Source organism: Phenylobacterium sp. (genome assembly GCF_036264965.1).
In the GTDB taxonomy this organism is placed as follows: domain Bacteria; phylum Pseudomonadota; class Alphaproteobacteria; order Caulobacterales; family Caulobacteraceae; genus Phenylobacterium.
Genome location: NZ_DATAPY010000089.1, coordinates 1 through 26,028 on the forward strand (window position 1 = coordinate 1; position 26,028 = coordinate 26,028).

A 26,028-nucleotide genomic window follows, 5' to 3' on the forward strand; every position below is an offset into this window, starting at 1 on the left:
CAACGCCTCAACCTGATCGCCGCGCCGCGTCACACAAGGCCCCTTGCGCTCGTGTCGCGGCGCGTCAATCATCACTCCGCCGCGACTGTCATGTCTCATCCTGATTGACGCGCGAGTCTCATCCGGTTTGTCGCGCCACACGCAGGACACCCCGACCCCCACCCGCTAACGTCGGCACCCCTCCTCATAGACCTATGGCGATTTACTGGGCCGCTGATTCAAAATCAGACCGGGTCCTGACGCCGCGCCCAAGGCTCACCCATTGATTATGGTGGCTAGCGCTCGCGTGCCGTACGCTCGTGGCATGGCGGCGACATTCCGAGCGTATGTGCATGCGGCGCTGCCCGCGGACGACCATGCCCGGGCGTTCGTCGATTTCGCCAAGGCCGATCCGCTGCTGCCGGAGGCTCGCTCCTGGGCCGATCTGCGGGACTACCTCAAGGTTCGCCACGTCGGACGCGCAGCCATCAAGAATGCCCTGTCTGCATGGCGAGACTACGAGGGGCAGAGGAATACCTTGCGGCGGGACTAGTGCAGGAGCCCACGGTACGCGTCGTCGATGAGCGCCAGCACCACATCCAGCCGGCTCAAGACCTTCCGTACGCGGGGATCGAACGTCGCCGCCTCGACCAGGCCTTCGCGCTTCGACTGAAGCTCGGCACGGAAGCTGCGGAGCAGCTCGACCGGTTCACGGGATTCTGACGGGGCGGACACGGCTAAATAGCCACCGCATCTGGCATGGCGCGAAAGAGCGCGACGATCTCACGCTCCGGGTCGCCGCCGAGCGCCTTCACGAGCGCATAGAACTGCACCACGTCCAACCGTCGCTCCCTGCGTTCGATAAACGACACCCACTGCTGGGTCTTCCCGATCCGCCGCGCAAGTTCGACCTGGCTCACCTGCTGCGCGCGGCGCAGCTCGACGAGGTGGTCGATCACAAGAGCATAGGCGTCGGAGAAGACCGACTTGGGCATGGCTGGAATCCGATCCAGCCGGGCCAATATACGCCTTTTAGGAGTACTCGGTTTTCTTGTACATTTTTTTGATGTAGCCGTGTTTTCCGACGCGCCGCTTGTGGCGCTTGGGGGGACCTATGGCTTCCAAACTTTCTCTGCTCGCTTCTGTCGTCGTCCTTTCTGTGGGTGCGCTCACGGCGGGGGCGGCGAATGCGGCGCTGACCTTCACCATCGGGACGCAGGTCTCGTCGCCGATCGCGCAAAACGACTTCGAGCAGATGTGCTGTTCGACCTTTCCCACCAACACCGTCTATTCGCAGGGCGGCGTGTCCGTGCAGTTCGTGGGCGGCGGCACGGTCCTTACCAATGTGGCGCCGGACGGAAGCTTCGCGTTCTATACGCCCGGTGAGGACGGATACTTCGACATCACGTTGACGGGCGGGGGCACGTTCAACGAGCTGTCGCTGCGGGCGGTCGGCCTGTGGTCGCCGGATGGCGGGGCGTTCGAATACGAGGGGCTGAACAACGGCAACTTCATAGGCGGAGGTGGGGTGTCATCGCCCGGCTTTTCCGCGCCAGAGTTTCTGACCTTCAGCGGCGGGACCATGAACGAACTTCGCATCCAGGGTCAGCAATTCAACTTCCCGCTCGTCAATGCCGCAGCCGCGTCGGCCGTCTCCATCGATGATATCAAGATCGGTATTGCGGGCGTGCCGGAGCCTGCCACCTGGGCGCTCACGATCTTCGGCTTTGGCGGGGTCGGCGGGGCAATGCGCCGGCGTCGCGCACTCTTCGCATAGCGCTTGCGCAGCGGGTCGATTTGGGTACGCGAGCATCGGACTGCGGAGTGCTTTCGGAGTGCTGCGGAGGAAGACCGCGTGCCCCAAGATCGCGAATGCGTCGAGCGTTAGCGATCAGGCGGCGCGCGGAAACGTACGCGCGCTGAAGGGCTTGCTGGGCGCGTCGTCGATCAGAAGCTTCAGATAGAAGTGATGGTTCGGCAGCGTGAGCAGGTCTTCCACGCCAAATGTCGGCTGAAGCTCTTGAGCGAGGATCACCGCGTCTTCAGCACCCACACGAAACGACGCCAGTGTGCCCGCGTTGGCGAGCACCGCATGACGCACGTCGGGCTCTAGCTGCGCCAGGTACTGATGCGCGAGCGTCAGGCCCAGCCCATACTTGCGGACCTCGGCGAGCATGGTGGCGAAGGCCAACGTCGTGAAGGACTGGAACTCGTCGACGTAGGCGTAGAAAGGTCGGCGGCTTTCTGGCGGCGCATCGGCGCGGCTGAGCGCAGCCACGCCGAGAGTCGAGACGAGGAGGCCACCGAGCGTGGCCGCACTGTCCTCGCCGAGTTGGCCCTTGGAGAGGTTGACCAGCAAAACCCCGCCCTCGTCCATGATCGACCGCAGCCGCAGGTCCACCGCAGGCTTGACCAGAATTCGGTACAATGTCGGGTCTGACAGCAGCGCGCCAAGCTTGTTCTGGATCGGAGCCACCACTTCGAGCCGGTAGCGATCCGGGTAGTGCTCGAACTCGGCGAACCAGTACCGGCGCACCACTGGATTGCGTATCTCCAAGTTTTTGCGAAGGCTTCCGAATCCTTCTTCAATAGTATTTGCCATAGATGTGCCGGTGCGCTGCTAACGCATTCATCTTACCCCGCCGACTCTGAGATCACACGGAAGTTTAGCAAATCATGTCGACGGTATTCGGGCTGACCTCCATCGTTTAAAGAGGCGCCCTTGTTGAGGGTTTCAACACCGGCGCGTAGCCCGAAGGGAATTGAGACTCCGAGACAAGTTCGGCCGGTAGCCCAGACTGGCCCCACTCTGCAGAGACTACGGCACAGTGAACGTCCCACTACTAGTGAAGGTGTGGATGGTGTAGCCGCCCGATGTTATTGCCATCCCGCCGCTCGCGACTTGCGAGCCTGGGTATCTGATGATCACGATCCCCGACCCCCCGGCCGCTCCGGTCCCCGAGCTAGGCCACCCGCCGCCGCCATTGCCGCTGTTGGCCGCGCCGGCCACGCCGCCCCCTAGCGCTCCACCGCCACCGCCGCCCGCACCGTACGCCACGGAGGCGCCTGAAAGGCTGCTTAGGTAGCCAGATCCGCCGTTGCCACCTGCGGGACCGGAGACGCCCGGTCCTGCAGCACCGCCCCCGCCTCCGCCCCCACCACCGCCACTGTTTCCGGGCGCGCCATCTGAACCCTGGCCGGGTGTGCCGGCGCCATACCCCGCGGCGTCGCCGCCGCCGCCGCCGCCCGAGCCGCCATTGCCAGAAGCCGAGGCGATGTTGCCCCGGGCCCCATGGCCCCCGCCGATCGCCATGGCGAGCACGCCGATCGTGGTGTTGGCACCATTTGCCTCGGTCGTCCCGCCGCCACCGATGGCAATGGAGAGCGACAGGCCGGAAGTCAGCGCGTGCTGGCTGTAGACGACACCGCCCCCGCCGCCGCCCCCGCCGCCGCCGTTCCCCGCGGTGCCACCGCCCCCGCCGCCGGCCACAACCAGATACTCAAAGACGCCACTGGTCTGGACCGTGGCTGTCACCGTGGCCGTCGAGGTCAGGCCCTCGCCGTCACTGATCGTGTAGGTGAACGTGTCGGTTCCGGTGAAGCCTATCGTCGGCTGATAGGAGACCTGCCCGGTGTTCGCCACGGTCGCCACGCCATGGCTCGCTGAGCCGACAGCGATCACCGTGAGTGCATCGCCATTCGGGTCGGAGTCGTTGGTGCGTGGATCGAAGATGAGCGTCGTGTTCTGAAGCATGACGACGCTGTCATTCACCGCGACCGGGGCGCCGTTCGTCGAGGTGACTGCTAGGGTTCCCCCGGTCGTGAAGGTGTGGATCGTGTAGCCGCCGATCTGGGTAATCGTGCCGCCCGTCGCCTTCGGCGCGCCGCGATAGCGAAGGATCACAACGCCGGAGCCGCCGCTTCCGCCGGTCGTCGACAACGCTCCACCGCCGCCGCCGCCGAGATTGGATGGCGCTGACTGGCCTGCATCGCTCCAGTAGCCGCCGGCGCCGCCGCTTGTGCCTCCGGCAGCGCCGGCGAGGATGTTCACGTCGTCGCCGTTACTGTAGCCGCCGCCGCCGCCGCCTGCGGCATAGTTGGCGAGCGAGCCTGAGATTGAGCTGTTGACCCCCGCACCGCCAGCTCCCGCCGCTGAACCGGTCGGGGAGGCCTGTCCGGGCGCTCCAGCACCGCCGCCGCCTGCCGCTTCATGTGAAACGCTATCGCCGCCCTTGAAACCTTGGCCGCTCGTGCCGCTGCCACCGCTCATTGCAACGAGCCCGCCGCCTCCGCCCCCAGACCCTCCATTCTGCGCCAAGTAGGCGCCGCTGGCGTACCCACCGCCGCCGCCGCCCGCCGCAATGAGGCTGCCCAAGGAGGATGAACCCCCATTGGCGCCAGGAGCCCCGCCCGCCCCGCCCGAGCCGACGGTCACGGTCAGGGAGCCAACGCCCGTCGGGGTAACGCCCTGAAGGAGCCCACCCGCGCCGCCGCCGCCGCCCTCAACGTTCCCGCCGCCGCCGCCGCCGCCCACGACAAGGTATTCCACGCTGAGCGCGTTAACCGAGACAGTGGCCGTGGCGGTCGCGCCTTGGTCGTTCGCGATCGTATAGGTGAAGCTATCGATGCCGCCGTAGCCGCTGGTTGCGGTGTAGGTCACCGCTGTTCCCGAGCTGCCGATGACGGCCGTGCCGTGGCCGGGCGCCGTCAGCGCTATGATAGTCAGCGGCCGGTTCTGCGGGTCGCTGTCGTTGGAGCGCGGGTCGAAGGTTACGGGCGTCCCGCCGGTCGCCGCGATGCTATCGCTGACGGCATTGGGCGGCGGAGCGGGCAGCACCGTGATTGAGATGAGCCCGGTGGCCGTGCCGCCGCGACCATCGCTGAGGGTGTAGTTCATGCTGTCGCCGCCGACGAAGCCTGGGTTGGGCGTGTAGGTGACGGACTGGTTCGCGTTCAGGGTCGCGACGCCATTGGTCGGCTGGGTGATCGCGGTGATCGAGATTGGATCGCCGTTGGGATCGCTGTCGTTGAGGCGCGGGTCAAGGGTCACCGCCTGGCCTTGCGCGGTCGAGACGTTGTCCTGGACGGCCACCGGATTGGTGTTGCTGCTGTTGACGGTGATGGCAGCGGTAGCCGTGCCGCCACGCCCATCGGAGATCGTGTAGTTGAACGTGTCGGACCCCGAATAGCCGACCGTTGGCTGGTAACGAACAAGGCTCGATCCAATCACGGAGACCGTCCCGTGGGAGGGCGAGGTGGTTCCGGTGATCGAGAGGACGTCGCCATCGGGATCGTAGTCATTGTTCAGTGGGCGCAGGTCGTTGATGCCATCGACGACGGCCGTAGCGCGGTCGCTGATGTTGAACTGGTCGGGAACGGCGACAGGTGGGTGATTGGTGCTGGACTGCACCATGACCGTCACGACCGCGCTCGCGGTCCCGTTGTGTCCGTCGGTGACCGTGTAGAGGAAACTGTCGGCGCCGAAGTAGCCGGCGTTCGGCGTGTAGGTGAGGCTGACGCCCGCGTTGATTATGACGGTCCCGTGCGGCGGCGGATCGGCGCCGCTGATCGCCATGGCGTAACCGTCGTTGTCCAAGTCGTTGATGCGCGGGTCGAAGGTGACCGCGCCGCCGGTGCTGGTGATGCTGTAGGGGTTGGCGACGAGGGGGGTGTTGGCGGCGGCGGCAGAATAGATTTGCAGGTCACCAAGGCCGACGCGGCCTGACGCCAAGCGATGGATGCGCAGGTATCGGAGCGCGACGCCGCCCAGGCTGACCGTCTTCGTTGCGCCGGGCGAGACGCCTTCGATCGTGGCGGCGGTATTCCAGATCGTTCCATCCGCCGAATATTCGACAGCGGTGTCATTGAGGTCGGCCAGGGTGACGCCGGTTGTGCTCTCGATGGCCGCGGCGACGGCGATGTGGTTGACGTTCTGGACGGAGCCTAGGTCGGCCATGACCCATGGGCCGGTCTCGACGTTGGTCACATGAATGGAGTTAAGCGCGTAGAAGCCGCCGTCGCGCATGCCATTGGTGGTCGAAAGGCCGGTCGTCCCGCCGTTCGAGGAGGTCGACCACGCCGTCGGTAGGATCTCGGTGAATTCCGCGCCATTGCTGACGCGGGTGCGGTTGCCGGCGCTGTCGTAGGTGTAGGCGACCTTCTTGCCGCTGGCGTCGATGGCCGAGACGACCCGGCCCAACGCGTCATAGGTGTACTGGGTGGTTTCGGCGGCGCGGAGACTGGGCGCAGAGGCGCCAAGGGCGATGACGCACGCGAACAGCGCGCAGACCACGCGGTAGGCTATCCGCCCCATCGTCCCCCCTTGCGGTAGCAAGCTTGGCCATAGAAGCGGGGATACCCGGCAATTGCAATAGATCTAAAACACAACCTCAAGGACATGGGGCGCGGCCAGGCGAGAAAGAGCCAGAGGCGGCTTAGGGTGCACCGGGAAATTCGAGGTGATAGGTCTTGCCGGCCAAGGCGAGGTTGCCGTGCGGCGCGCACGCTGCGACGGCCGCGAGTGCGCTGGCCTCGGCCTGCAGGCGCGGTTCGGTGATCAGGGCGTTGACGTTGCGCACGACCGTCGGTGGGGTCCGCAGTCCGCCCGCGCCGTCGAGCGCGACCTCTAGCACCACAGGCACCCGACCCCGCGCGCCCAGGTTTCGCCAACAGGGCTCGATGGCGCCCCACAAGGCGCCGGCTGATCTGCTCGCCGCGTCGCCGTCTGCGTCGCGGCGTCCGTCATAGACCACCCTCTGACTTGCAGAGACGAGCGCAGGCGACGGCAGCCGAGCCCCCTGGCGATCAGCGCGCGGTTCAGGGCGCGGCGCCTGTGGAGTCGATTTCGACTGGGCCTGGACCTGGTCGACCAAGGCAGCGACGTCGGCGTTGCGGCGGGTCGGCCCCACCGGCATGGCCTCGCCCACGGCGGCGGGATGCAGCTTGGCCAGGATGGACAGGCGCTCGGGGTCGGTTTCGCGCGCGGCCCCCGGCGCCGGCGAAAGCCGCACGACGGTCACGGTGAACACCGGGCCTGAGGGTCCGCCGCTAGCACCGCCGGAGGACATCATTCGGCCCGAAGCCGTACTGAAGGCGAGCGCGACCAAGACCAAGTGGATCGCGAGCGACGCCAGGAGCGCGTGCAGGCGCGGCAGTGCCGTCGTCTTTCGACGGGTGTTATTTGCGGCCCTGGATCGCGTCGCGTCCTGCACGCCGTCCCTGCAAAGTCAGCGAACCAAAACCGGAGGTTGCGACCCCTGATCTATATGATATCGCTTCTACTGCAACGCTTGGGGGGCGGCGCGCGGTGCAGTGTCTTCGGGTCTTGAATTGGTGCGCGAGAGGGCGCGGGGTGCCGTGGGCTGCGGCATCCAGCCGTGCAGTCTGCGTGCGCTCCAAAGACGATGGTCCCGAAGCGGGCTATGCGCTCGTCGACGCCCTCGTTGGGATGCTGATCCTCGCATTGGCGGTGATCTTTAGTCTCGACGCGGGCCACGAGGCGCGGGTGGTCGCCGATCAGGCGCAGGAAGTCAGCCGGGCCCACACGCTACTCACGCAACTCCTCGAAAGCGGTCCGCGAAGCTTCAACGACGCGACAGGAACCAGCGGTGCTTTCGACTGGACGATCGAAACCCGCACGACGGGGGGAGAGCGGCCGATCGCGGTTTGCCATCGCCAGGTCAAACTGACGAACGTCGCTACGAAACGCGCCTACCAGGCGGCGACCCTCGAAACCTGCCCCGTGGAGGATGCGGGGTGAACGACGCCGGCTACACCCTGTCGGAAATGCTGGCGGCCTTGGCGGTCATCGGCCTGTCGGTCGGAGGCCTGTCGCTTGGCGTCCAGGTGATCGCGCCCCTGCAACTGTCGACGAGCCGTGCGGTGAGCAAATTGGAATCGACCCGCGCCGCCCAACAGCGGTTGGAGCAATGGCTGGCGCGAGGCGCCCCCTTCGGCTCGCAGCAGCCCGACCAACTGTCGGGGGATGCGACGAACCTCCAATTCCAATGTGGTGAGCCGGCGCCTTGCACGGCGCAGATTCTCACCGCCGGCGCGACGGCCCAGTTGAAGCTCACCAATGGCGATTCCGCCGCGACCCCTTCCGTGCTGCCGCTCACGGCGGCCGCCGCCAGCTTCCGCTATCACAGCGCCGAGACAGAGGGCCAGGCCTGGCCGCCCTCCGATACTACCCGCCAGGCGCTGCGCTCCGTCGCGCTGTTGCAGACGACCTCCCAGGGGGACACCGCGGTGCTTGAGGCTCGCATCTGGCCGGAGCAGCACGCAATATGCGACTTCGATCCGGTCATGCAGGACTGTCGGTGACCTGATGACCGACGCCTTGCGCCGCGACGTTCGTCCAGAGCCCGAGCCTGCACGTCCGGAGGATCATCCGCGCGTCTTTACCCGCGCCATCGTCACGCCGCCTGCACCGCCTTGGGAACAGGCTCGGGCCGCGAACCTCGACGCGCGTCACGGGGCGCCGCTGCCGCTGCCGGACCTAGTTCACCGCGTGCGGCGCCTTTCCGGGTGGGCGCCCGGCCGGCCGGGTCGCTTCGCGGTCTTCTACGTCCGAGCTGCGGAGCTTCGAGGCCCCTTCGAAGCCGCGGTCGAGGTCGAAGGTCAGACGGTGAAGGTCGCCTTCGGCCAAGGTGGAGCCTCGACGCAACGTATCCAAAGCCTGGCGGCTGTGCTGCTCCTCTTTGGGCTGACCGGCGCAGTGCTGGGCGCCGGCGCGGTGATGGCGCTCAATGCGCGGGCGGAGGCGACCGGGCAACTAGAAGCGGCCGAGAAGCTCGCGGCGGCCAAGCTTGCCGCGGCGCAGGGTTTTCACCGTCAGGTTGTCCAGGCGCGCGACCTCCACACCGCCCTGGGCGCCGCGCGCCCAATCGCCGATGTGCTCGCCGATCTCTCCTGGGTCGGGACCTCGAAGACGCCCGAGGCCCGCGTTGCCGCCGTCCATTGGAAGGGCGGCGTAATGGCGGTGGAAGTGCGCGGCGAAGACCCGCCGTTTCCCGCCAGCGACCGCCGCCTTGAGCGTGCAACTCGTCCGTTGCGACCCGGCGTCTGGCTGTGGGGCGTCGGCCCACGATCCGCGCAGGACGCAAGCGCACCGGCTGGGGCGGTTCGTTGAGCGCGCGTCAGACCCTTAAGGCGATGGACCTGGCGCTTGCCGCGGGTGTGGCCATGGCAGGCGCACTGGCGATGGCGCTCCTGCTGACACAGCTAGGCGCGCCGGCCAAACTGAGTGCGCGGCTTGAGGCGTTGACGGTGAAGACCGATCAGGCCCGCGACTTGATGCGGGCGCCGCCTTCTGACCGCCTGTACGCAGCGGACGCCTTGTGCCGACATGACCCTGGGGCGGCGGCCCAGGCGCTTCGGGAAGGCCTCGCCGCGTCTGCCGCACAGGCGAACCTGAGTGTCGATTTCCTGGAGGCGCATCCGGATGGGCCAGGCGACAGCCCAGGGGGACTGGCGCCGATGCGGCTGAAATTCTCGGTCACCGGCTCCTATGAGAACGTTGTGGGCTTACTGGCCACCCTGGCTAGGCAAAGGCCCGCGATCTTCGCCGATGGCGTCGACCTGACCGCCAAGACCGCCAACGTGACGGCTAGCTTTTCGGGGCGTGCGTTTTGCGCCGCGTGACGCTTCTCGGATGGGCGGCGCCGGCCGGCCTGGCCACGGGCCTTGCGGCGTGGATGCTCGCGGGCGGCGCCTCCGCCGGCCTCGATAAGCTGGATGGCGTCGAAACGCGGCTTATGGCGCTGAAGCCGCCAGCGGCCCGTCGGGCCGCCAACGAGATCGGCACCGCCGATCTCTTAGCGACCCCACTCTTCGCCCTGACCACAGGACCCGGCGCTATCCGCGAACCCTCGATCCGCCTGGACGGGGTGTCGGTTTCCAGGCGCCGGCTTGCAGCCCTTGTGTCGATCGATGGGAAGCCGGCTCTTTGGCTGACGGCGGGCCAGAGCAGCGACGGCGTCACTCTGGAGGGGGTTTCGTCGTCCGCCGCCACCTTCGAGACGGCTGTCGGGACAAAGACCTTGAACCTGGGCGAACAGTCCGCAGCGAGTACGCCGGACCCGCATGCGGCGCCCGCACCGGCCGCTACACCTGGGCCGTCGGGCCCCGATCAGATGCCACCTGGCCGTCACGGACCACCGGAGCCGGCCAGCGCGCCGCGGCCCCGCTAATGGCATGGATCGCCTTTTTCCCGAGCCGGGCTTACGGTTCTGCCCGACGCCCGGCGCGTGGCGGCTGCGCAGCGCTGCTCCTGATGATTTTGGTGGCATTGATCCTGGCCCCGCAGAGGGTAGCGCGCGCCGCCCCGCAGCCGACAGCCGCGGCCTCATCCGACAGCTACACCTTCGCCTTTGACAACGCGGAGATTCCGCAGGTCATCCAGGAGATCCTCGGCCAGCTCGGGGTCGCCTACACCATCGATCCCACGGTCAGTGGGCGCGTGTCCTTCCGGATCGATCAACGGCTCAATCGCGAACAGCTCTTGGCGTCGCTCGAAGCCGTGCTGGCGGCGAACAATGTAGCCATGGTGCACAACGGCGACGCCCTGCTGATCACGCCGCAGGCTAAGGCGAAGTCCGCAGCTGAAATCCACATTGGCGCTCAGGGAATCCGGGGCGTGGGCTACGAGGTGGTCGCCGTGCCCCTGGGCTACGCGCAGCCCAGCGAGGTGGCTCGCGCGATGGAGGCTGTCGCCGCCGCCGACAGCGTCCTCTATTCGAACGACAAGCTGGGCCTGCTGCTGCTCGGGGGGTCTGGCGCGCAACTCCGCGCTGCGCTGGATACGGTCAAGGTCTTCGACCAGAGCGCCTTCCAGAACGCCCGAATCCGATGGTTCGAACTCTCGCAAGCCCAGGCCACCACTGTCGCCCAGGAGCTTGAACGCATCGCCCAGGGGGCTGGGCTCACAGGCGTCAATGTTGTCGCGCTGCGCCGTCTCAACGGGGTGATCGTCTTCGGCAAGTCGTCCGATGCGCTCGACGAACTCAGCAAATGGGTGAAGCGGCTCGACGTCCCGGACAAGGCGGTCTCCTCGACGCTTTGGGTCTATCGGCCGCGCTTTACGGCGGCGGACGCCCTGGCGCGCACCCTGAGCGGTCTCTTGGGTACGTCCGGCGCACAGAGCACGGCCACCGCGGCCAGTCCGACAACAGCCTCGCAAGGGGCGACGGCGACCTCGTCGGCGTCGCTGCCGCCGATCTCTGACAGCGGCGGCGGTCGCGGAAGTTCGGGCGACGAAGATGTGCGGATCGGCGTGGACCGGGAAACCAACACCCTGCTGTTCTTCGCCGCCCCCACGCGGTGGGTGTCCATTCAGCGCATCCTGAACGAGATCGACCGGCCGCAACGGCAGATCCTGATCGAAGCCTCAATCGTCGAGGTCACCCTCGGAAAGCAGTTCCAGTTCGGTCTCGACTGGTCGGTTCTCTCCAAGAACCTTCAAGTCAGTTCGGTGAATAACAGCACCGGAACCGTACAGGCGTCCTTCCCCGGACTCTCGGTCACCTACATCAGCGGTGACATCAAGGCGGCTCTTAGTGCACTCGGTTCGCAAACCGAGATTGAAGTGGTCTCCGCGCCGAAGATCATCGCGCTGGACAACCATACCGCCCATCTGCAGGTGGGCGATCAAGTGCCGGTCGTGACGCAGTCGGCGGTGAGTACCGCCACCTCGACCGCGCCCTTGGTCAGCACGGTCGACTACCGCAACACTGGCGTGATCCTGAACGTGACGCCGCGCATCGCCGGCGAAGACCGCCTGGTGCTGGACGTGTCCCAGGAGGTGAGTACGGTCGCCAAGACCGACTCCTCCACCATCAATTCCCCCACCATCCAGCAGCGTCGGTTCGAAACGTCGTTGATCCTGGAAGATGGCAAGGCGGTCGCCTTGGGGGGGCTGATCAGCTCGAACCGGTCAAACAACAATTCCGGCGTGCCCTACCTCAAGGACGTGCCCTTTCTCGGGGCCCTCTTCCGGTCGACCTCACACGACACCAGCCGCAGCGAACTGGTGGTCTTGTTGACCGCCCGTATCATCAAGGATGACGCCTCCGCCAAACGCGCCATGGACGACCTCGCCGTGGACCTGCACGAAATCCAAAGCCGTGGCTTCCTCGATCCAAAGCCGCAATGACGCGGGCTACGCCACGCCGACCGCGCTGGTGTTCACCCTGGCGCTGGCGCTGGTCGCCGCCGTGCTCGTCCAGCGCAGCGTCAGCCAGTTGCGACTCGCACGAACCGACCTTGTCCGAGCGCAGTTGGAATACGCCCTCGACGGGGCCCAGCTGTCGGCGGCCGCAACCGTCGTGCGCAGCGGCGCCGGCGGACCCTATCGTTGGCCGTTCTCCACCGACGTCGGCTGGGTCGAGGCGGTCGCGGAGTCGGAAAGCGACAAGGTGGGCGTCGCCGCCGCCGCGCAGCTGGACGCCAACGTCTACCGCGCGCTGGGTGTCGAGGACGTGGACGCACTCAAGGGTCGGCTCGCGGCGGTTGGGGGCGGCGCACTCCTGGACGTCGGGTCGTTGGACACGGCTCCGCTTTGGCGGACCTGTGCCGCCAGTCTGGTCTCCACCTTCGGCACCAAGACCTCAATCACCGCCCCAAGTGTCCAGCAGCCGCACATGGGCGACCTTACGCCAGCTTGGCGGGTCGGCGAGGTGTGGCGCCTGCAGGTTACAACCTCGACGGGTTGGCGCGATGAGAGGATTGTGAGATTTACGGGAGACGAACGTCATCCGGCGGCCGTGGTGCTACGCCAGATGTCGCGCGGCCAAGGGGGTCAGGGGCAATGCGACGCAGTATTCGCCGCCATGGCGTGAGCCAGGACGCGGGCTACACGCTGATTGAGATGCTGGTGGTCATGGCGATCATCGGCCTGATCGCCGCTGTGCTCGTGCCGGGCCTGGTCGGCCAGATGGGCCGCGCCCGCGCCAAGACCGCCCAGGTCCAGCTTGAGACGGTAGCGGCCGCGGTGGAAAGCTTCCGCTCTGATGTCGGGCGCTACCCGACCAACTCAGAGGGCTTGAATGGCCTCCTCTCCCAGCCGGCGAATGCCGACGGCTGGACAGGCCCTTACGTGAAGAGCACCAAGGCGCTCAACGATCCCTGGGGTCATCCGATCAACTACAAGGAATCAGATGACATGCTGACCTTCGTCGTCACGAGCTACGGCGCCGACGGCCTGCCCAACGGAGATGGCCTCAACAGGGATCTCCAAGCGCCGCAAACCCAATGATGGCCGAGGCGCCAATCCTGGGCGTTGCAGCGCTGGCAGGCCTAGCGCTCGGCAGCTACGCGGTGACGGCGGCTCTACGCTTCGGGCGGGCTGAAGGCGCATCGTCCGGCCGCTCGCATTGCGACAGCTGCGGGCAGACCCTGGGCTTCGCGCAGACCGTGCCCCTCGTCTCCTACGCTGTTGCAAGAGGGGCTTGCGCAAGTTGTCGGGCGAAGATTGATCCCGCGCACCTCGTGGGAGAGCTTGGCGGCGCACTCATTCTCACGATCGCCTTCGCCGACGGGGTGACGCTGAGGGCGGCGCTGCTGAGTGCGCTGGGCCTGATCCTGCTGGCGGTGTCGGTCATCGATTGGAAGATCGGCCGGCTTCCCAATGCCTTCACCGGCCCGCTCGCCGTCGCCGCGCTGGCTCTCGCTGCGCTGCGCTCAGTGGCTGCCGTGGAATCCGGCCTGCTCGCCGCCGCGGCCACCTTCGTCGTGTTCCAGGGCGTCCGGTGGCTGTCGCTGCGCCGCAGAGGCGATCCCGGTCTGGGCTTGGGCGATGTGAAGCTGATGTGCGCCCTAGCTATTTGGCTGAACTTGGCGACGCCCTGGATGGTCGTCGGCGCGACGGCTCTGGCCGGCGCCGGGATCGCGATCCGGCGGTCGGGGCAAAAACGCATCCCGTTTGGACCGGCGCTGGCCGGCGCCGGGTGGATCGTGGGTATGGCGGGGGAGTGGGGCCATTGGCCGACGACAGCCTGAGCGCCGCCTTCACCGCCCCGGCGCGCGGCCAGCGGGGGCGCGTGCTGCAGGCGCTGGTCGATCAGAAAATTGTTGACCTCTCTGCGGTCGCCCAGGCGGAACTCATTTCGGGCCGAACGGGGCAGCCGGTCGAGCAGGTGCTCAACCAGCTTGGCAGCCTTTCGGATGATGACCTGGTCGACGCCTATGCGGCGGTCTGCGGCTGCGAGGTCTGGGAGCCGGCCCGGCGTCCGACTGAGGTCGATCTATCGTCGTTGGGGGTGTCAGTGGACTTCCTGCGCCGCGCCCGAATGCTGCCGATCCAGCAGTCGGGTAAGACCCTTGTCTGCGCGGCCTGCGATCCGCTCGATGACGAGGCGCTCACCGGCCTGGTGTTCGCCACCGGCTGCGACCTGAAGCTGCTGGCGGCCCGTCCGTCAGACTGGACCCGTGAGTTCGAGCGCGCCTTCGGAACGTCGCGAGACCTGAGACCGCAGGTTGCCGATGAGCGCCGTCTGGAGCGGGCCATTGATCTGGTCACCGACAAGTCGGTGGAGGGCAACGGCGCACGGCTTGTGGCGGCCGCCTTCGAAGCGGCTATGGCCAGCGGCGCCTCGGACATCCACTTCGAACCGACCCGAAACGACCTGCGTATCCGACTGCGGGTCGACGGCCGCCTGGTCGATCATCAAGTGGTCTCGGCCGATCTGGCGGCGCCCGCCGTCTCGCGGGTCAAGGTCATTGCCAACCTGAACCTGGGCGAACGGCGCCTGCCTCAGGACGGGCGCACGACGTTCGTCGTCCATGGGCGACAGGTGGATGTGCGGGTGGCGACGTCGCCGACCGTCTTCGGCGAGTCCGCGGTCCTGCGGATTCTCGATCGGTCTTCGGTGCCCCTCGACTTGGACACCCTCGGCCTGAGCGGCGACATCGTCCAGGTGCTGCGCCGGGCCGCCAAGGCCGCGCACGGTCTCTTCCTGATCACAGGACCCACCGGTAGCGGCAAGACCACCACCCTCTATGCCTTGCTCCAGACCTTCGTCGGCTCGGGAAAGAAGGTGCTGAGCGTCGAAGACCCGGTCGAATATCACTTCGAACATGTCTCCCAGACCCAGGTGGCGGCCCATCTCGGCCTGACCTTCGCGGCAGCCCTGCGCTCGTTCCTGCGGCAAGATCCCGACGTCATCCTGGTCGGCGAGATCCGCGATCCGGAGACCGCCGCCGTCGCGATCCAGGCGGCGATGACCGGACACTTTGTTCTCGCCTCGGTCCACGCCAACGATGCGCTGGCCGTGCTGCCGCGGCTGCAGGACATGGGCCTCGAACCCTATCAACTGGCGGCCGGTTTCCGCGGCGCGGTCGCCCAGCGCTTGGTCCGGCGGCTCTGTCCGCGCTGCGCCGTCGCTGGCCCGCCGACCGAAGCGGAGCGGCTTTTCGCCCGCTCCGTCGGGGTCGAGCCACCTGACGGATTGGCTCACCCTGTGGGCTGCACTCATTGCAAGCGCACTGGCTTCAAGGGGCGCATCCCGATCAGCGAGGCGTTCCAGGCGAATGACGATCTGCTGCGGGCGGTGGCGGATCGCGAGCCCGCCCGTCAGATTGAAGAGATCGCCCGGCGCGCGGGGCTCTTGGGGATGGCGTCGGATGGCTTCGACAAAGCGATTGCGGGGGTGACGACCGTCGAGGAAGTGGCCGCAGCGATCCATGGATGACCTGCAGTTCAGCTATGTGGCGGTCGATCCGGCCGGCCGGCGGGTCAAGGGCGTCGTCGCCGCCCGCGACGACGCCGCAGCCTTCGAAGGCCTGAAGCGCGATGGCCTGTCGCCGCTTCGCCTCACGGCGCGGCGCGCGCGCACGCAGGTGGCGAAACAGTCCCAGGCGCTGAGCCACCGTGAGTGTGCGGAGTTCCTGTCGAGCCTCTCGGACCTGCTGACTGCGGGCGCCGATATTCGCACCGCCCTGGGAATCCTCGGCTCCCGCTTCGATCGCCCGTCGGTCAAGCAGCTCTCCGAACAGCTGGCGGCCGATATCGGCGGCGGCGACTCACTGGAGATCGCCTTCGCACGCAGCTTCGACCGCTCGCAGCCCTTTGTGGCGCCGATGGTGGCGGCAGGGGAGGCGGCGGGCGACCTTCCGGGTGGTCTGCAGCGGGCCGCAGAGGTGATCGGTTCGCGCCTCAAGCTGCGCGACCAGCTGGCTTCGGTGATGGCTTATCCCGGCTTTGTGCTCTTGAGCGCCATTGCCGCGCTCCTGGTCATCCTGCTCTTCATCGTCCCCTCGATCGCGCCCCTGACCGAGGAGCTCGGCGCCACGCCGCCGCCGGCCATGCAGATGATGCTGGCGTCCAGCCGCTTCCTGCAGGCGAACCTCACCGTGCTGGGGGTGGGTCTCCTGGCCTCGATTGTCGCGCTGGCGGTGGCGGCGCGCGCGGGACTGCTCTCTGCGCCGCTCGAACGCCTGCTGCTGGACGGGCCGATGAAACGCACAGGCCGCGGCCTCGTGTTCGGGGGCTTCGCGCTCACGCTGGGGACGATGATCGCGGCGGGAGCGCCCATCAGCGACGCGCTTCGGCTGGCGATGCGCTCGGTTCCGCACAAAGGAGTCCGTCGACGTCTGGAAGCCGTGCTGCGCGCCGTCCGTCAAGGCGCCTTTCTGTCGGACGCCTTGGCGGGGGTGCGTGGGTTTCCACCGACCATCATCCGCCTTGCCGCGGTCGGGGAGGTTTCGAACACTGTAGGGCTGCTCCTCATGCGCAGCGGCCGTATGGAAGAGGACACGGCCTTGCGCCGCATCGAAACGGTGGGCCGCATTGCCGGGCCAGCGATGATCGTCGTGTTGGGCGGCCTGCTGGGGTTGCTGATGGCCGGCCTGCTGACCAGCGTCAGTCAGATTGGCCAATCGGCCTTGAACTAATGGACGAAGGGAGGCTGCGAATGCGTCAGCGCACGGTGGAGAGCCTCGCGGCTCTGGCGGCGTTAGGGGCGACCCTGATGGCGTCCGTCGCCGTGGCGGAGACCCCGCCCTTGGTGGCGGCTTACAACCAACAGCTGGTCCGTCAGTGCGGCGGCGACATGACGCCGGCGCTGGCGACACAGGTCGTGCAGCAGATCGACCTCAACGGCGACAAGATCGACGACTGGATCATCGACGCCGGACGCTATCCCTGCCCGAACCGGGCCGCCGCGTTCAAGGACGCCGGTTCCCAGGTCACCGTCTTCCTCGGCCGCGCCGACGGCCGCGCGCTGCCCGCCTTTCAGCGCATCGCCTATGGATCCCGCATCGAAGGCAAACCTGCCACGGGTTATGCGCTGTGGCTGACGCTGGGCGGTAGCGATTGCGGGGAGGGCGATCCCAAGGCCCGTTGTGATCGCCGCCTCACCTGGCAGACCGTCGAGCAGCGCTTCGAGCTGGTCGACCCGGCCGCAAAACCGCCCACGTCCACACTGCCACCGAAGAAGAAGTGACGAGACGCTTCAGACGAGCCGGACCACTACCTAAATCTGTTGCCGGCCGATTGCGCAATTGACGGTTGCCGAAGCTTGACCGTAGGCTCACAACCTGTCCGAGAGTGGGCACCGGGGGGTGAGGGATGGCTTCTGGCGGCGCGGCCTTGCGGGGCCTCTTGCGTCTTGGGCTCGGAGTTCTGGCTTCGCTAGCCATTTGGCAATCGGCTGAAGCGGCCGCCTCGACGAAGATCGGCACAGCGCCCCTGCTCACGCCGTCGGCGGCGGATGCGTACTACGGCTCGGCGACCACCCATACCAATTCCACCAGCGTTTCGGCGCGTCCCGCCGAGGTGCAGGAGCTGGCGCGGGCGCTGAAGAACGATCCGGACCTGATCTATGAATACGTCCGCAACAACACCGAGATCGTCTGGACCTATGGCCTGACCAAGGGCGCGATGGGGGTCATCGTCGACCGGGCGGGGACGTCGTTCGATCAGGCGCACCTGATGATGGAGCTGCTGCGCCAATCCGGCTTCACGGCGTCCTACAACCTGGGCACGATCACCCTGACGGGCGCACAGTTCCAGGCGTGGTCGGGGATCACCTCGGCGACGGCAGCCTGCCAGCTCCTGTCGAGCGGCGGCATCCCGGCGGCGATCAACGGCTCGACTTCGAGCACATGCTCCTATGGGGCGGCGACGATCACCACGATCGATGTGAGCCATGCCTGGGTCTCGGTGGTCATCCAGGGCGTAACTTACGTCTATGATCCGGCCTACAAGGACCACACCTTCACCACCGGCCTGAACCTGGGCACGGCGACCGGAATGACGTCCGGGACCATGATCGGCCTCGGCGCCACCAGCGGCACGACCTCGGGGATTGGCTATGTCCAGGCGATCCCCAACACTACATTGAGCGGCGTCACCGCCGACTTGAACACCTATGCCGCGGCCTTGGACACGGCGCTCTCCACGAGCCTGCCGACGGCTGGGGTGGCGGACATCGTCGGCGGCCAGGCGATCAACACCCAGGCGATTCCGCCGGGAGGCCTGCGCCAGCTGTCGCTGCCCTATACGACCAACGTCCTGCGCACGATCACCGGAGACCTGCCCGACCAGTACCGCACCAGCCTGCGGGTGCAGGTGAGCAAGGCCCGGCCCGGCGGCTCTTCGTCTGGCGTGATCGACCAGACGCTCTACGTCGATGAGATCTACGGCTGGCGGCTGATCTTTGACCCGAACTTTGACACCACGGGAGCCACCTTCAACGCGACCCTCAAGCTGGTCGACGACTTCGGGACCGTGAACAGCCTGGCGACCACCGGCTCGTTCTCGGACAACCCCACCTACAGCCGCGGCGATGTCACCCTCACCGCGAACCTGCCCTACGCCGCCAACAGCGGCGCCTACATGGACGCAGTCGTCACCCGCACTCTCACCTATGCGCTGCCGTTCACCATCGTCCATGGATGGGGTGACGAGGGCCGGGGCCTTGTGGACAAGTGGGGCGCGCGGCGCGACGGGGCGATGCCGGCGCCGCCGGACTCGACCTGCCACGTTTGCTTCAACTCTTACAAATCCTGGAAGGGCGATGGCCGCCGCGAACTGCTGGCGGCCGAGTGGTTGGCGCAGGCGTCCCGCGCCGCGCGGCTGAACGCCGCGATCGGCAAGTCGATCTTCGCGCAGCACTATTCGATCGGCTTCTCGTCGGCGGACACGACGGTCGTCCACACGTCCAACGGCTCCTACTGGATCACCGACAGCTTCGACCGGCTCGATGTCGAGACCGGCATGAGCCTGACCAGCACCTCAGCGACAGCACTCGACCGCCGAGCGGCGGTGTTCTCCACCGTGGGCGCGCTATCCGCGTTGAAGGGTAATGTCACCGCCCAGGTCGCGGACCTCGTCGACGCATCTTCGTCGGCCAACCGCTTCGAGTGGGGCAACGCGCCGGACACCACCACAGACCCGGCCGGCGGTTACACGCGGCCGGTCTATCTCTTCCAGACGACGACCGACGCTTCCTTCGCCATGGCCTTGGCGACGTCAGAGTATATGACCACCACGACCAACACGGACTATCACTCCGATAGCGCGACGCCCCCCATTGGCGCCACCGAAGTCGTGGCGCGGCGTCAGGCGTTATCCGACGCCGTCAACGCCTATGTCACCGCGGGCTTCAGCGTCGCGGCGTCCAGCGAGGCGTTCCTCGGGCCCGGTAGCCGGGCAGGCGGCTTCGCGCCCTATTCAAGCGGCCAGTACACGCACAGCCAGAGCCCGCAGCGCGGCGGTGCGCTTGTCGCCACCAAGTACGACGTCAATGGCGACCCAACAGAGATCGCCCACATCGCAGTGAACCCCACCGGCCTGGTCGACGGCGGCGGCGGCGGCGCACAGATGTTCCAACAGATGGAGTATGACCCGGCGACCGCCGCCGATGTGGTCAAGGGCCGCTTCGTCAGTCCGCAGGTGGGCTCCGCCACCGTGGCCAGCGCGGCCAGCATGACCATCGGTTCAGGCGGGTTTCCCTTTTCGCTGACGGGCAAGCTGACCTGGCGCGACGGGGACGTGCGCGAAGAGACCTATGGTCCCGGCGCGCACCGCGAACCGCAGGGCGGCTGGACGACACCTTATAACAACACCCTCACAGTCTCCGGCAGCGGCCTGGAAGCCATGGGCGACACCGACGCCAGAGCGACGATCGGGACGGTCGCCGCCTTCTGGGCGGCGCAGGACCTCTACCGCGCCTCGCCATCGCTGAAGCGCGACGTGGTGGGCGAGTTGATCATGGCGTGGTGGGGCCACACCATGACCCAGAACGTGGCGACTGTGGCGGTTGGCACCAACACACAGCAATTTGTCCGCAAGCCGAACGGGACTTGGTTCTCGCCGGGGCCGGGAACCTACTACCGGCTGGCCCAGACCGGCGCGCCGACGATCTCACCCCGGCATCCCAACGGCTACACGACTTGCCAGACTAACATGCTCTCCTATGTGCCGACGCGGGGCTGGTCCTATTCGGGGGTATCGTTCGCCGTGACCGGGCCGAAAGGCGACGTCGAGGCCTTCGACAACTGGACCAACCAGATGGTCGACACCCCGACCGTCACCTGCGCCGAGCAACGCGGTCTGCGCATTTCTAGCTGGGCCGCGGCCGACGGCGCACAATTGAACTACACCTATAGCCGGCCCAGCGGCTACTCGACCCAGATCGAGGTGCTCGACCACATCATGAACAACCTCGGTGGTCGCCTGAACTTCACCAATGGCGGCTTTGGCGGCTTCTTCAACGCGGTGGTCGGATCGGGCCTTCGCCAGTTGACCACGTCGACCGTCGGCGGCCAGACCAGCCACACCGATCCCATCGGATCGGTGACCAAGTTCGACATCTCGACTCTCGGGACGGGTGACTATGCCAAACTGAGGATGCAGAACGTCTACGCGGCCGACGATGGGACCAATCCGTCCCGCCAATATTTGCGCGACACCCTGGGCCGCGTGGAGCAGATTCGCGACAAGCTGGTCCTCCAGGGCGCGCGGGCGCCACGGCAGCTCTACCTCGCCAATGGACTCCGTACAGAGGCCGTCAACGCGCTGGGCTACAGCTCGATCACCTATGCCGACCTCAACGGCCGCGCGATCCGGACGATCAATCCCCTTGGGGCGGTGAGCACCACGGTCTACGACGGCCGCGGCCGGCCGGGCACGGTAACGTCGCCGGACAGCATCCAGACTCAGTTCCAATACAACGACCGCAATCTGCTCACCCAGAAGACGATCAACGCCAATCCCGCCTCGGCTGAGGCGGGCCAGACCATCGTCACCCAGTTCGGCTGGGACACGACCAACAGCCTGATGGTGTGGAGCAAGGACGCAAAGGGCGCAGAGACGGGCTACACCTATTCGTACGGCGATCTCACCAATACCCAGTACCCGCCGGCGAGCACCGGCGCCACGCGGCTCACCTCCGCCAACTACTTCTACCCCACCGGCCAGGCGCTCGGGATGACGGTGCCCCTAGGCCAGGAGATATCCGCGACCTACACCGGCGCCAGCGTCTACGACCTGAACAACACGGTCGGCAGTCTCTCTGACGACATGATCGCTGTGACGCTCGACTACCAGGGCGATGCGACCCAGATGCGCGGGATGGGCTACGACACAATCGACATCACCCGCGACAACCTGCGGCGGGTGACGTTGTACGTCGAACCCCTGCCGAACAGTTCGGTGCCAACGACGCCTCGGGTGGCGACGCGTGTAACGTACGATGTCCTGGGGCGCACCACGAAGGCCGAGAAGGGCTCCTACATCGGCACGACCTTCACGCCGATCGAGACCTATTCGCGGACCTATGATGCGGTCGGAAATCTGGCCACGAGTGTCACCCCCGCTGGCCTCGCCCAGTACAGCTACGACGCCCTGAACCGCGTGGTCTGCACGGCGGTGCGGATGAATGCAGACGCCTACGGCTCCCTGCCCGCCGACGCCTGCGCGCCCTCGACGGTGGGGCCGATGGGGCCGGACCGGATCAGCCGCGCGACCTACGATCCGGCGGGGCATGTGGTCCAGACGGAGACTGGCGTGGGGTCTCCCTTACAGCAGGTGACGGCGCGCTTCGGCTATTCCCCCAGTGGATTGAAGACTTCGCTCACGGACGCCAACGGCAACCGTAGCACCTTCGAGTACGATGGCTTCAACCGCTTCAAGCGGTTGCGCTATCCGGCCCCGCCGCGCGGCTCGGGAACGTCGAGCACCACCGACTATGAAGAGAACACCTATGACGTGAACGGCAATGTCACGGTGCTACGCCGACGGGACGGGACGACGATCGCCTACAGCTATGACGCGCTTAACCGCGTCACGCTGAAAGACCTGCCGGGAACCACGACGGGGGACGTCTACTACAGTTACACCGTTGGTGGCTTTGCCAACGGCACGAACTTAGTGATTCGAGCCAGCTTTGGGTCCTCGACAAACACGACCAGCTATACGAAGCAATTTGATCAGGCGGGACGCTTGGTACTTGATGGTGCAAACATCGGGGGATCGTTCTTCTACTCAAACACCCTGAGCTACGACGGCGCCGGGCATCTGCTTAACGCCATCTACGCCGCGTTCACCTCGACGCGCGACTGCTGTATTAACAACACAATATCCTATGGCTATGACGGAGCGAGCCGGCTGATTGGCGTTAGGATTGGGCTTAGGTGCCTCTCCCCGGCCTGCACGACCGAGCCGGTGGAGACCATCACCTATGGCGCTCTGAACCGGCGTGCATCGGTGACGCGGCCCAACGGTGTGACCACCACCTACGGCTACGATGGCGCAGGGCGGCTGACCTCGCTGGGCCATGCCGGACCCACGCCATCCCTGGATTTCCTGCAGACACTCTCCTACGGCCCGTCAGGCCAACTTCTCAGCCAGGGCCAGGCGTCGAACCCCTACATCTGGAGCGGCCAGCCGACGACGACGGCCAACTTCACCCACGACCAGTTGAACCGTGACGCAGCCATGGCCGCGGCGTCGGGCTATGACGCCAACGGCAACCTGATCTCCGACGGGGTGAGGAGCTTCACCTACGATGCCGAGAACCGGCTGACCGGGGTGACCGGCGGGACCGTGCCAGTGACCCTGGCCTACGACCCCTGGGGGCGGCTCAGCACTGTCACCGCCAGCGGTGCGACGACGATTTTCGCCAACAGCGGCGATCAGGTGCTGGGCGAACTGCAGCAGGATCCGTCGGGATCGGGCGCTTCAGCCTCGTTGCGGGACTACATCTACGGGCCTGGCGGCGAGCTTCTGAGCTGGCACGCCGGCGCCGACTTCAACACGGCCTTGAGCTGGTTCCACACCGACCGGATTGGCTCAGTCGTCGCGACCTCCGACCCCGTGGGGGCGATCACCGCCTACACCTACGGCCCTTACGGTGAGCCACAGAGCTGGGCGGGGTCGCGCTTCCGCTACACCGGCCAGATGGCGATCCCAGAGGCGCAGCTCTACCACTATCGGGCGCGGGCCTACGACCCGATGATGGGTCGGTTCCTGCAAACCGACCCCATCCGGTACGGGGATGGAGCGAATATCTACGCCTATGTGCACGGAGATCCGGTGAATGGAAGTGATCCATCGGGGCTGACCTATTGCGACAATCCTTTCTTCGACGACACATGCGGTCCCGATATTAATATCGTGCCCTTCGATACTCCCCCTGAACTCCTTCCTCCAACGCCTGAGCCAGATGATCCACCTGGCGTGCCAGACGAGACGCCCCCTCAGCCGATCGCAGATCCTGGCCCAAATCCAGATGGGGCGCCTCCGACCGATCCGCAGCCTATTGGCGCTCCAGTCGCTCCCTGGCAACAAGCCTTAATCGCTGCATGCCAATTCTTGGGAATTTGCGACTCTCCACCTAACAACCCGTTTTCGCCCACACCCGAAGACAAGCCCGTGCCAGAACAACCTGTGCCCCGCGGAACGCCGGCAGCGGGCTCCGGATCTCCAGGCCCAGGCGGCCCCGGGCCGTTCATTCCGCCCAAGCCTCTTCCAGAGCTGCCCTTCTTTCCGTTTGACTTTGTTGTTCCCTTTGTAAATTTCGATCCGTTGCTGTGGTTCAGGGTGCCAATACCGGGCACACGTCCGAACCCCGATGCTTAGAGTGCATGGCAGGCCATGAATGAGCAGAGATTCTGTCACAGATCAGCCAGCCGATGCTCTCTGCAATTTAGAGACCGAGGACTTAGCAAGGTGAAAATCCCGTTTAGTCGTCGAATTTCCAAGTCAGATGATGGCAGTTTGGGGGATCCGTTTTTTTCGGAATATGGAATTGCCCGCGATCGAATAGCGTCGGGGGACCACGCTGGTCGGGTTGAGATGGAGCGTCTGGCGAAGGCTGGATCTTTGTCAGCGATCTTGTATTTGGCCGACGCCCTTCGGACAGGTTGGTTGTACGAAAAGGATTTGGAATTATCCGAAGAGTGGTACCGCGTCGCTGTGACAATGGGATCTCATCGCGCAATATATAGCATCGGTCAGATACAATTGGCAAAAGACGAAATAGTAGAAGCAATGAATAAATTTAGAATTGGTGTGGATGCAAACTATCCACCTTCAATAGATAGTCTAGCGGGTATTCTATACAATAGAATTCGCACTGAAAGCAGCATCAAGGAGGCGAAGTCGCTTTGGTGGCGAGCCGCTTCGATGGGGCACGTGTACGCGATAAGGAATTTGGCTCGCTTGTACATAAGCGGAAGAGAAGGTGTTTTATTAATCCCTTTCGGATTAATTGTCCTCATATATGCAGGAGTTTCGTTTCTCTTTAATTATCGGTATGATCGTTATAGCTATAAGATGAGATGATGGGATATGGGGACGCGATACCTATCCCCCATCCATACGTTCCCAGTGTGTTCTGATTGTGCTAGGTGGCTTCCATGGCTCGCCTTGCCCGCGTCATCGTCCCCGGCCTTCCGCAGCATGTGACCCAGCGAGGCAACCGGCGCGAGCCGATCCTCTTCGAGGAAGGCGATCAGGAGATCTACCGTGACCTCCTGGGCGAGCAGGTGAAGAGGCGCGGCGTCGAGGTCTGGGCCTGCTGCCTGATGCCGAACCACGTCCATCTGATCCTCGCGCCGGGCGATGAACTGGGGCTGGGCTTGGCGGGGGATTACGGTGACACTGTACGAAACAGGCGCCACCATCCACTCCTGTCTCGGGGGATAGGGAGCCGCAGCATGGCCCGTCTGGCGCGCGTTGTGATCCCCGGCCTGGCGCACCACGTGACGCAGCGAGGAAATTACCGCCAGCCGGTGTTCTTCGGCGACGATGACTACCGCGCCTATCTCTCGCTGATTTCGGCGGCGGCAAAGGGCTCGGAGACCGCCATCTGGGCCTACTGCCTGATGCCCAACCACGTGCACTTCATCATGGTCCCGTCCGACGCCGACGGCCTGCGGCGCACCTTCGCCGAGGCGCATCGCCGCTACGCCGCCCGGATCCACGCGCGGCTCAAGGTCACCGGCCATCTGTGGCAGGGTCGCTTCAGCTCCACGGCCATGGACGAGCGCCACCTGATGGCCGCCGCGCGCTATGTGCCGATGAACCCGGTGCGCGCCGGGCTGGTCGACCGCGCTGAGGCCTGGCCGTGGTCCAGCGCCCGCGCGCACCTGGCGGGGTCGGACGATGGCGTGGTCACGGTCGGGCCGCTGCTGGACCGCATCGAAGACTTCGCCGGCCTGTTGGCCGCGGCCGAGGATGAGGCGGCCGTCCTCGCCATTCGCCGGTCCCGCTCGACGGGCCGGCCAGTCGGCGCGGCGGATTGGATCGCGGCGCTGGAGGCCAAGACCCGGCGAAGCCTCGCGCCGGCCAAGCGCGGCCCCAGGCCGCGGACGCCCGCCGATCTGCAGAGCGACCTATTTCCTACAGTGTCACTGTAATCCCGCGGCCTCGAACACGCCGAATGGCTGGGGCTGCTGCTCGACCATGAGCTGACGCTGCGGCGGCAAAAGCGCTTCGAACTGCGCGCCAGAGCCGCGCGTCTGCGTCACGACGCCAGCCTCGAGGATATCGACTACCAGGCCGCGCGCGGCCTGGACCGCAGCCTCTTCCTCAAGCTGGGATCCTGC

The 26,028-nt window shown here is 66.0% G+C and carries 22 protein-coding genes and 1 pseudogene; 18 read left to right on the forward strand and 5 right to left on the reverse strand.

Features of this window, described 5'->3' with window-relative positions:
• Nucleotides 1-304 precede the first annotated feature (304 nt).
• On the forward strand, nt 305-532 hold the full coding sequence (locus tag VHS75_RS11095; RefSeq protein WP_329638677.1) for a hypothetical protein: 228 nt from the start codon (nt 305-307) through the stop codon (nt 530-532).
• On the opposite strand, the gene VHS75_RS11100 is transcribed toward VHS75_RS11095, so the two are convergent.
• Nucleotides 529-714: a hypothetical protein gene (locus VHS75_RS11100; protein WP_329638678.1), complete on the reverse strand. Its 186-nt coding sequence runs from the start codon at nt 712-714 to the stop codon at nt 529-531. The two genes, VHS75_RS11095 and VHS75_RS11100, sit on opposite strands and share 4 nt — an antisense overlap.
• 2 nt (nt 715-716) lie before the next feature.
• Entirely contained in the window at nt 717-974 is a 258-nt protein-coding gene (locus VHS75_RS11105) for a helix-turn-helix transcriptional regulator (RefSeq protein WP_329638679.1), read from the reverse strand.
• Between the two features lie 119 nt (nt 975-1,093).
• On the opposite strand from VHS75_RS11105, the gene VHS75_RS11110 reads away from it, so the two are divergent.
• Nucleotides 1,094-1,756 (forward strand): PEPxxWA-CTERM sorting domain-containing protein, encoded by a 663-nt coding sequence (locus tag VHS75_RS11110; RefSeq protein ID WP_329638680.1) that lies wholly within the window; start codon nt 1,094-1,096, stop codon nt 1,754-1,756.
• A 114-nt stretch (nt 1,757-1,870) separates the two neighbouring features.
• Here VHS75_RS11110 and VHS75_RS11115 read toward each other — a convergent pair whose 3' ends face one another.
• The 3 genes from VHS75_RS11115 to VHS75_RS11125 form a co-directional block, all read right to left on the reverse strand.
• Nucleotides 1,871-2,515 (reverse strand): type IV secretory system conjugative DNA transfer family protein, encoded by a 645-nt coding sequence (locus tag VHS75_RS11115; RefSeq protein WP_329638681.1) that lies wholly within the window; start codon nt 2,513-2,515, stop codon nt 1,871-1,873.
• Between the two features lie 282 nt (nt 2,516-2,797).
• Entirely contained in the window at nt 2,798-6,292 is a 3,495-nt protein-coding gene (locus VHS75_RS11120) for an Ig-like domain-containing protein (protein WP_329638682.1), read from the reverse strand.
• A gap of 121 nt (nt 6,293-6,413) precedes the next feature.
• On the reverse strand, nt 6,414-7,007 hold the full coding sequence (locus VHS75_RS11125; protein WP_329638683.1) for a hypothetical protein: 594 nt from the start codon (nt 7,005-7,007) through the stop codon (nt 6,414-6,416).
• 359 nt (nt 7,008-7,366) lie between these two features.
• On the opposite strand from VHS75_RS11125, the gene VHS75_RS11130 reads away from it, so the two are divergent.
• The 16 genes and pseudogenes from VHS75_RS11130 to VHS75_RS11205 form a co-directional block, all read left to right on the forward strand.
• The gene (locus VHS75_RS11130) at nt 7,367-7,738 is read left to right on the forward strand and encodes a hypothetical protein (RefSeq protein WP_329638684.1); all 372 of its coding nucleotides are present in this window, start codon (nt 7,367-7,369) and stop codon (nt 7,736-7,738) included.
• Nucleotides 7,735-8,301 (forward strand): prepilin-type N-terminal cleavage/methylation domain-containing protein, encoded by a 567-nt coding sequence (locus VHS75_RS11135; protein ID WP_329638685.1) that lies wholly within the window; start codon nt 7,735-7,737, stop codon nt 8,299-8,301. Before VHS75_RS11130 ends, VHS75_RS11135 begins: the two co-directional genes overlap by 4 nt.
• Nucleotides 8,302-8,305: 4 nt before the next feature.
• Entirely contained in the window at nt 8,306-9,109 is an 804-nt protein-coding gene (locus VHS75_RS11140) for a hypothetical protein (RefSeq protein ID WP_329638686.1), read from the forward strand.
• A gap of 23 nt (nt 9,110-9,132) precedes the next feature.
• The gene (locus VHS75_RS11145; RefSeq protein WP_329638687.1) at nt 9,133-9,621 is read left to right on the forward strand and encodes a GspMb/PilO family protein; all 489 of its coding nucleotides are present in this window, start codon (nt 9,133-9,135) and stop codon (nt 9,619-9,621) included.
• Nucleotides 9,618-10,169: a hypothetical protein gene (locus VHS75_RS11150; protein ID WP_329638688.1), complete on the forward strand. Its 552-nt coding sequence runs from the start codon at nt 9,618-9,620 to the stop codon at nt 10,167-10,169. Before VHS75_RS11145 ends, VHS75_RS11150 begins: the two co-directional genes overlap by 4 nt.
• The gene (gspD, locus tag VHS75_RS11155; protein ID WP_329638689.1) at nt 10,169-12,130 is read left to right on the forward strand and encodes a type II secretion system secretin GspD; all 1,962 of its coding nucleotides are present in this window, start codon (nt 10,169-10,171) and stop codon (nt 12,128-12,130) included. The genes VHS75_RS11150 and gspD overlap by 1 nt, the downstream gene beginning before the upstream one ends.
• Nucleotides 12,102-12,815: a hypothetical protein gene (locus tag VHS75_RS11160; protein WP_329638690.1), complete on the forward strand. Its 714-nt coding sequence runs from the start codon at nt 12,102-12,104 to the stop codon at nt 12,813-12,815. The genes gspD and VHS75_RS11160 overlap by 29 nt, the downstream gene beginning before the upstream one ends.
• On the forward strand, nt 12,785-13,231 hold the full coding sequence (gene gspG, locus VHS75_RS11165; RefSeq protein ID WP_329638691.1) for a type II secretion system major pseudopilin GspG: 447 nt from the start codon (nt 12,785-12,787) through the stop codon (nt 13,229-13,231). The genes VHS75_RS11160 and gspG overlap by 31 nt, the downstream gene beginning before the upstream one ends.
• Entirely contained in the window at nt 13,228-13,974 is a 747-nt protein-coding gene (locus VHS75_RS11170) for an A24 family peptidase (protein ID WP_329638692.1), read from the forward strand. The genes gspG and VHS75_RS11170 overlap by 4 nt, the downstream gene beginning before the upstream one ends.
• A gap of 41 nt (nt 13,975-14,015) precedes the next feature.
• Entirely contained in the window at nt 14,016-15,665 is a 1,650-nt protein-coding gene (locus VHS75_RS11175) for a GspE/PulE family protein (RefSeq protein ID WP_329638698.1), read from the forward strand.
• On the forward strand, nt 15,658-16,866 hold the full coding sequence (locus VHS75_RS11180) for a type II secretion system F family protein (RefSeq protein ID WP_329638693.1): 1,209 nt from the start codon (nt 15,658-15,660) through the stop codon (nt 16,864-16,866). Before VHS75_RS11175 ends, VHS75_RS11180 begins: the two co-directional genes overlap by 8 nt.
• A gap of 20 nt (nt 16,867-16,886) precedes the next feature.
• The gene (locus VHS75_RS11185) at nt 16,887-17,417 is read left to right on the forward strand and encodes a hypothetical protein (RefSeq protein WP_329638694.1); all 531 of its coding nucleotides are present in this window, start codon (nt 16,887-16,889) and stop codon (nt 17,415-17,417) included.
• 125 nt (nt 17,418-17,542) lie between these two features.
• On the forward strand, nt 17,543-24,058 hold the full coding sequence (locus tag VHS75_RS11190; protein WP_329638695.1) for an RHS repeat-associated core domain-containing protein: 6,516 nt from the start codon (nt 17,543-17,545) through the stop codon (nt 24,056-24,058).
• 90 nt (nt 24,059-24,148) lie between these two features.
• Nucleotides 24,149-24,763: a hypothetical protein gene (locus VHS75_RS11195; protein ID WP_329638696.1), complete on the forward strand. Its 615-nt coding sequence runs from the start codon at nt 24,149-24,151 to the stop codon at nt 24,761-24,763.
• 74 nt (nt 24,764-24,837) lie between these two features.
• On the forward strand, nt 24,838-25,839 hold the full coding sequence (locus VHS75_RS11200) for a transposase (protein WP_329638697.1): 1,002 nt from the start codon (nt 24,838-24,840) through the stop codon (nt 25,837-25,839).
• Between the two features lie 57 nt (nt 25,840-25,896).
• Nucleotides 25,897-26,028: pseudogene (locus VHS75_RS11205) on the forward strand (AAA family ATPase); the annotation flags it as partial.

What these genes read in the sequence shown, in the direction of transcription:
- VHS75_RS11095 (WP_329638677.1), top strand. Translation starts at nt 305, where the DNA reads ATGGCGGCGACATTCCGAGCGTATGTGCATGCGGCGCTGCCCGCGGAC.
- VHS75_RS11105 (WP_329638679.1), bottom strand. Translation starts at nt 974, where the DNA reads ATGCCCAAGTCGGTCTTCTCCGACGCCTATGCTCTTGTGATCGACCAC.
- VHS75_RS11110 (WP_329638680.1), top strand. Translation starts at nt 1,094, where the DNA reads ATGGCTTCCAAACTTTCTCTGCTCGCTTCTGTCGTCGTCCTTTCTGTG.
- VHS75_RS11120 (WP_329638682.1), bottom strand. Translation starts at nt 6,292, where the DNA reads ATGGGGCGGATAGCCTACCGCGTGGTCTGCGCGCTGTTCGCGTGCGTC.
- VHS75_RS11140 (WP_329638686.1), top strand. Translation starts at nt 8,306, where the DNA reads ATGACCGACGCCTTGCGCCGCGACGTTCGTCCAGAGCCCGAGCCTGCA.
- VHS75_RS11145 (WP_329638687.1), top strand. Translation starts at nt 9,133, where the DNA reads ATGGACCTGGCGCTTGCCGCGGGTGTGGCCATGGCAGGCGCACTGGCG.
- gspD (WP_329638689.1), top strand. Translation starts at nt 10,169, where the DNA reads ATGGCATGGATCGCCTTTTTCCCGAGCCGGGCTTACGGTTCTGCCCGA.
- gspG (WP_329638691.1), top strand. Translation starts at nt 12,785, where the DNA reads ATGCGACGCAGTATTCGCCGCCATGGCGTGAGCCAGGACGCGGGCTAC.
- VHS75_RS11170 (WP_329638692.1), top strand. Translation starts at nt 13,228, where the DNA reads ATGATGGCCGAGGCGCCAATCCTGGGCGTTGCAGCGCTGGCAGGCCTA.
- VHS75_RS11180 (WP_329638693.1), top strand. Translation starts at nt 15,658, where the DNA reads ATGGATGACCTGCAGTTCAGCTATGTGGCGGTCGATCCGGCCGGCCGG.
- VHS75_RS11185 (WP_329638694.1), top strand. Translation starts at nt 16,887, where the DNA reads ATGCGTCAGCGCACGGTGGAGAGCCTCGCGGCTCTGGCGGCGTTAGGG.
- VHS75_RS11190 (WP_329638695.1), top strand. Translation starts at nt 17,543, where the DNA reads ATGGCTTCTGGCGGCGCGGCCTTGCGGGGCCTCTTGCGTCTTGGGCTC.
- VHS75_RS11200 (WP_329638697.1), top strand. Translation starts at nt 24,838, where the DNA reads ATGGCTCGCCTTGCCCGCGTCATCGTCCCCGGCCTTCCGCAGCATGTG.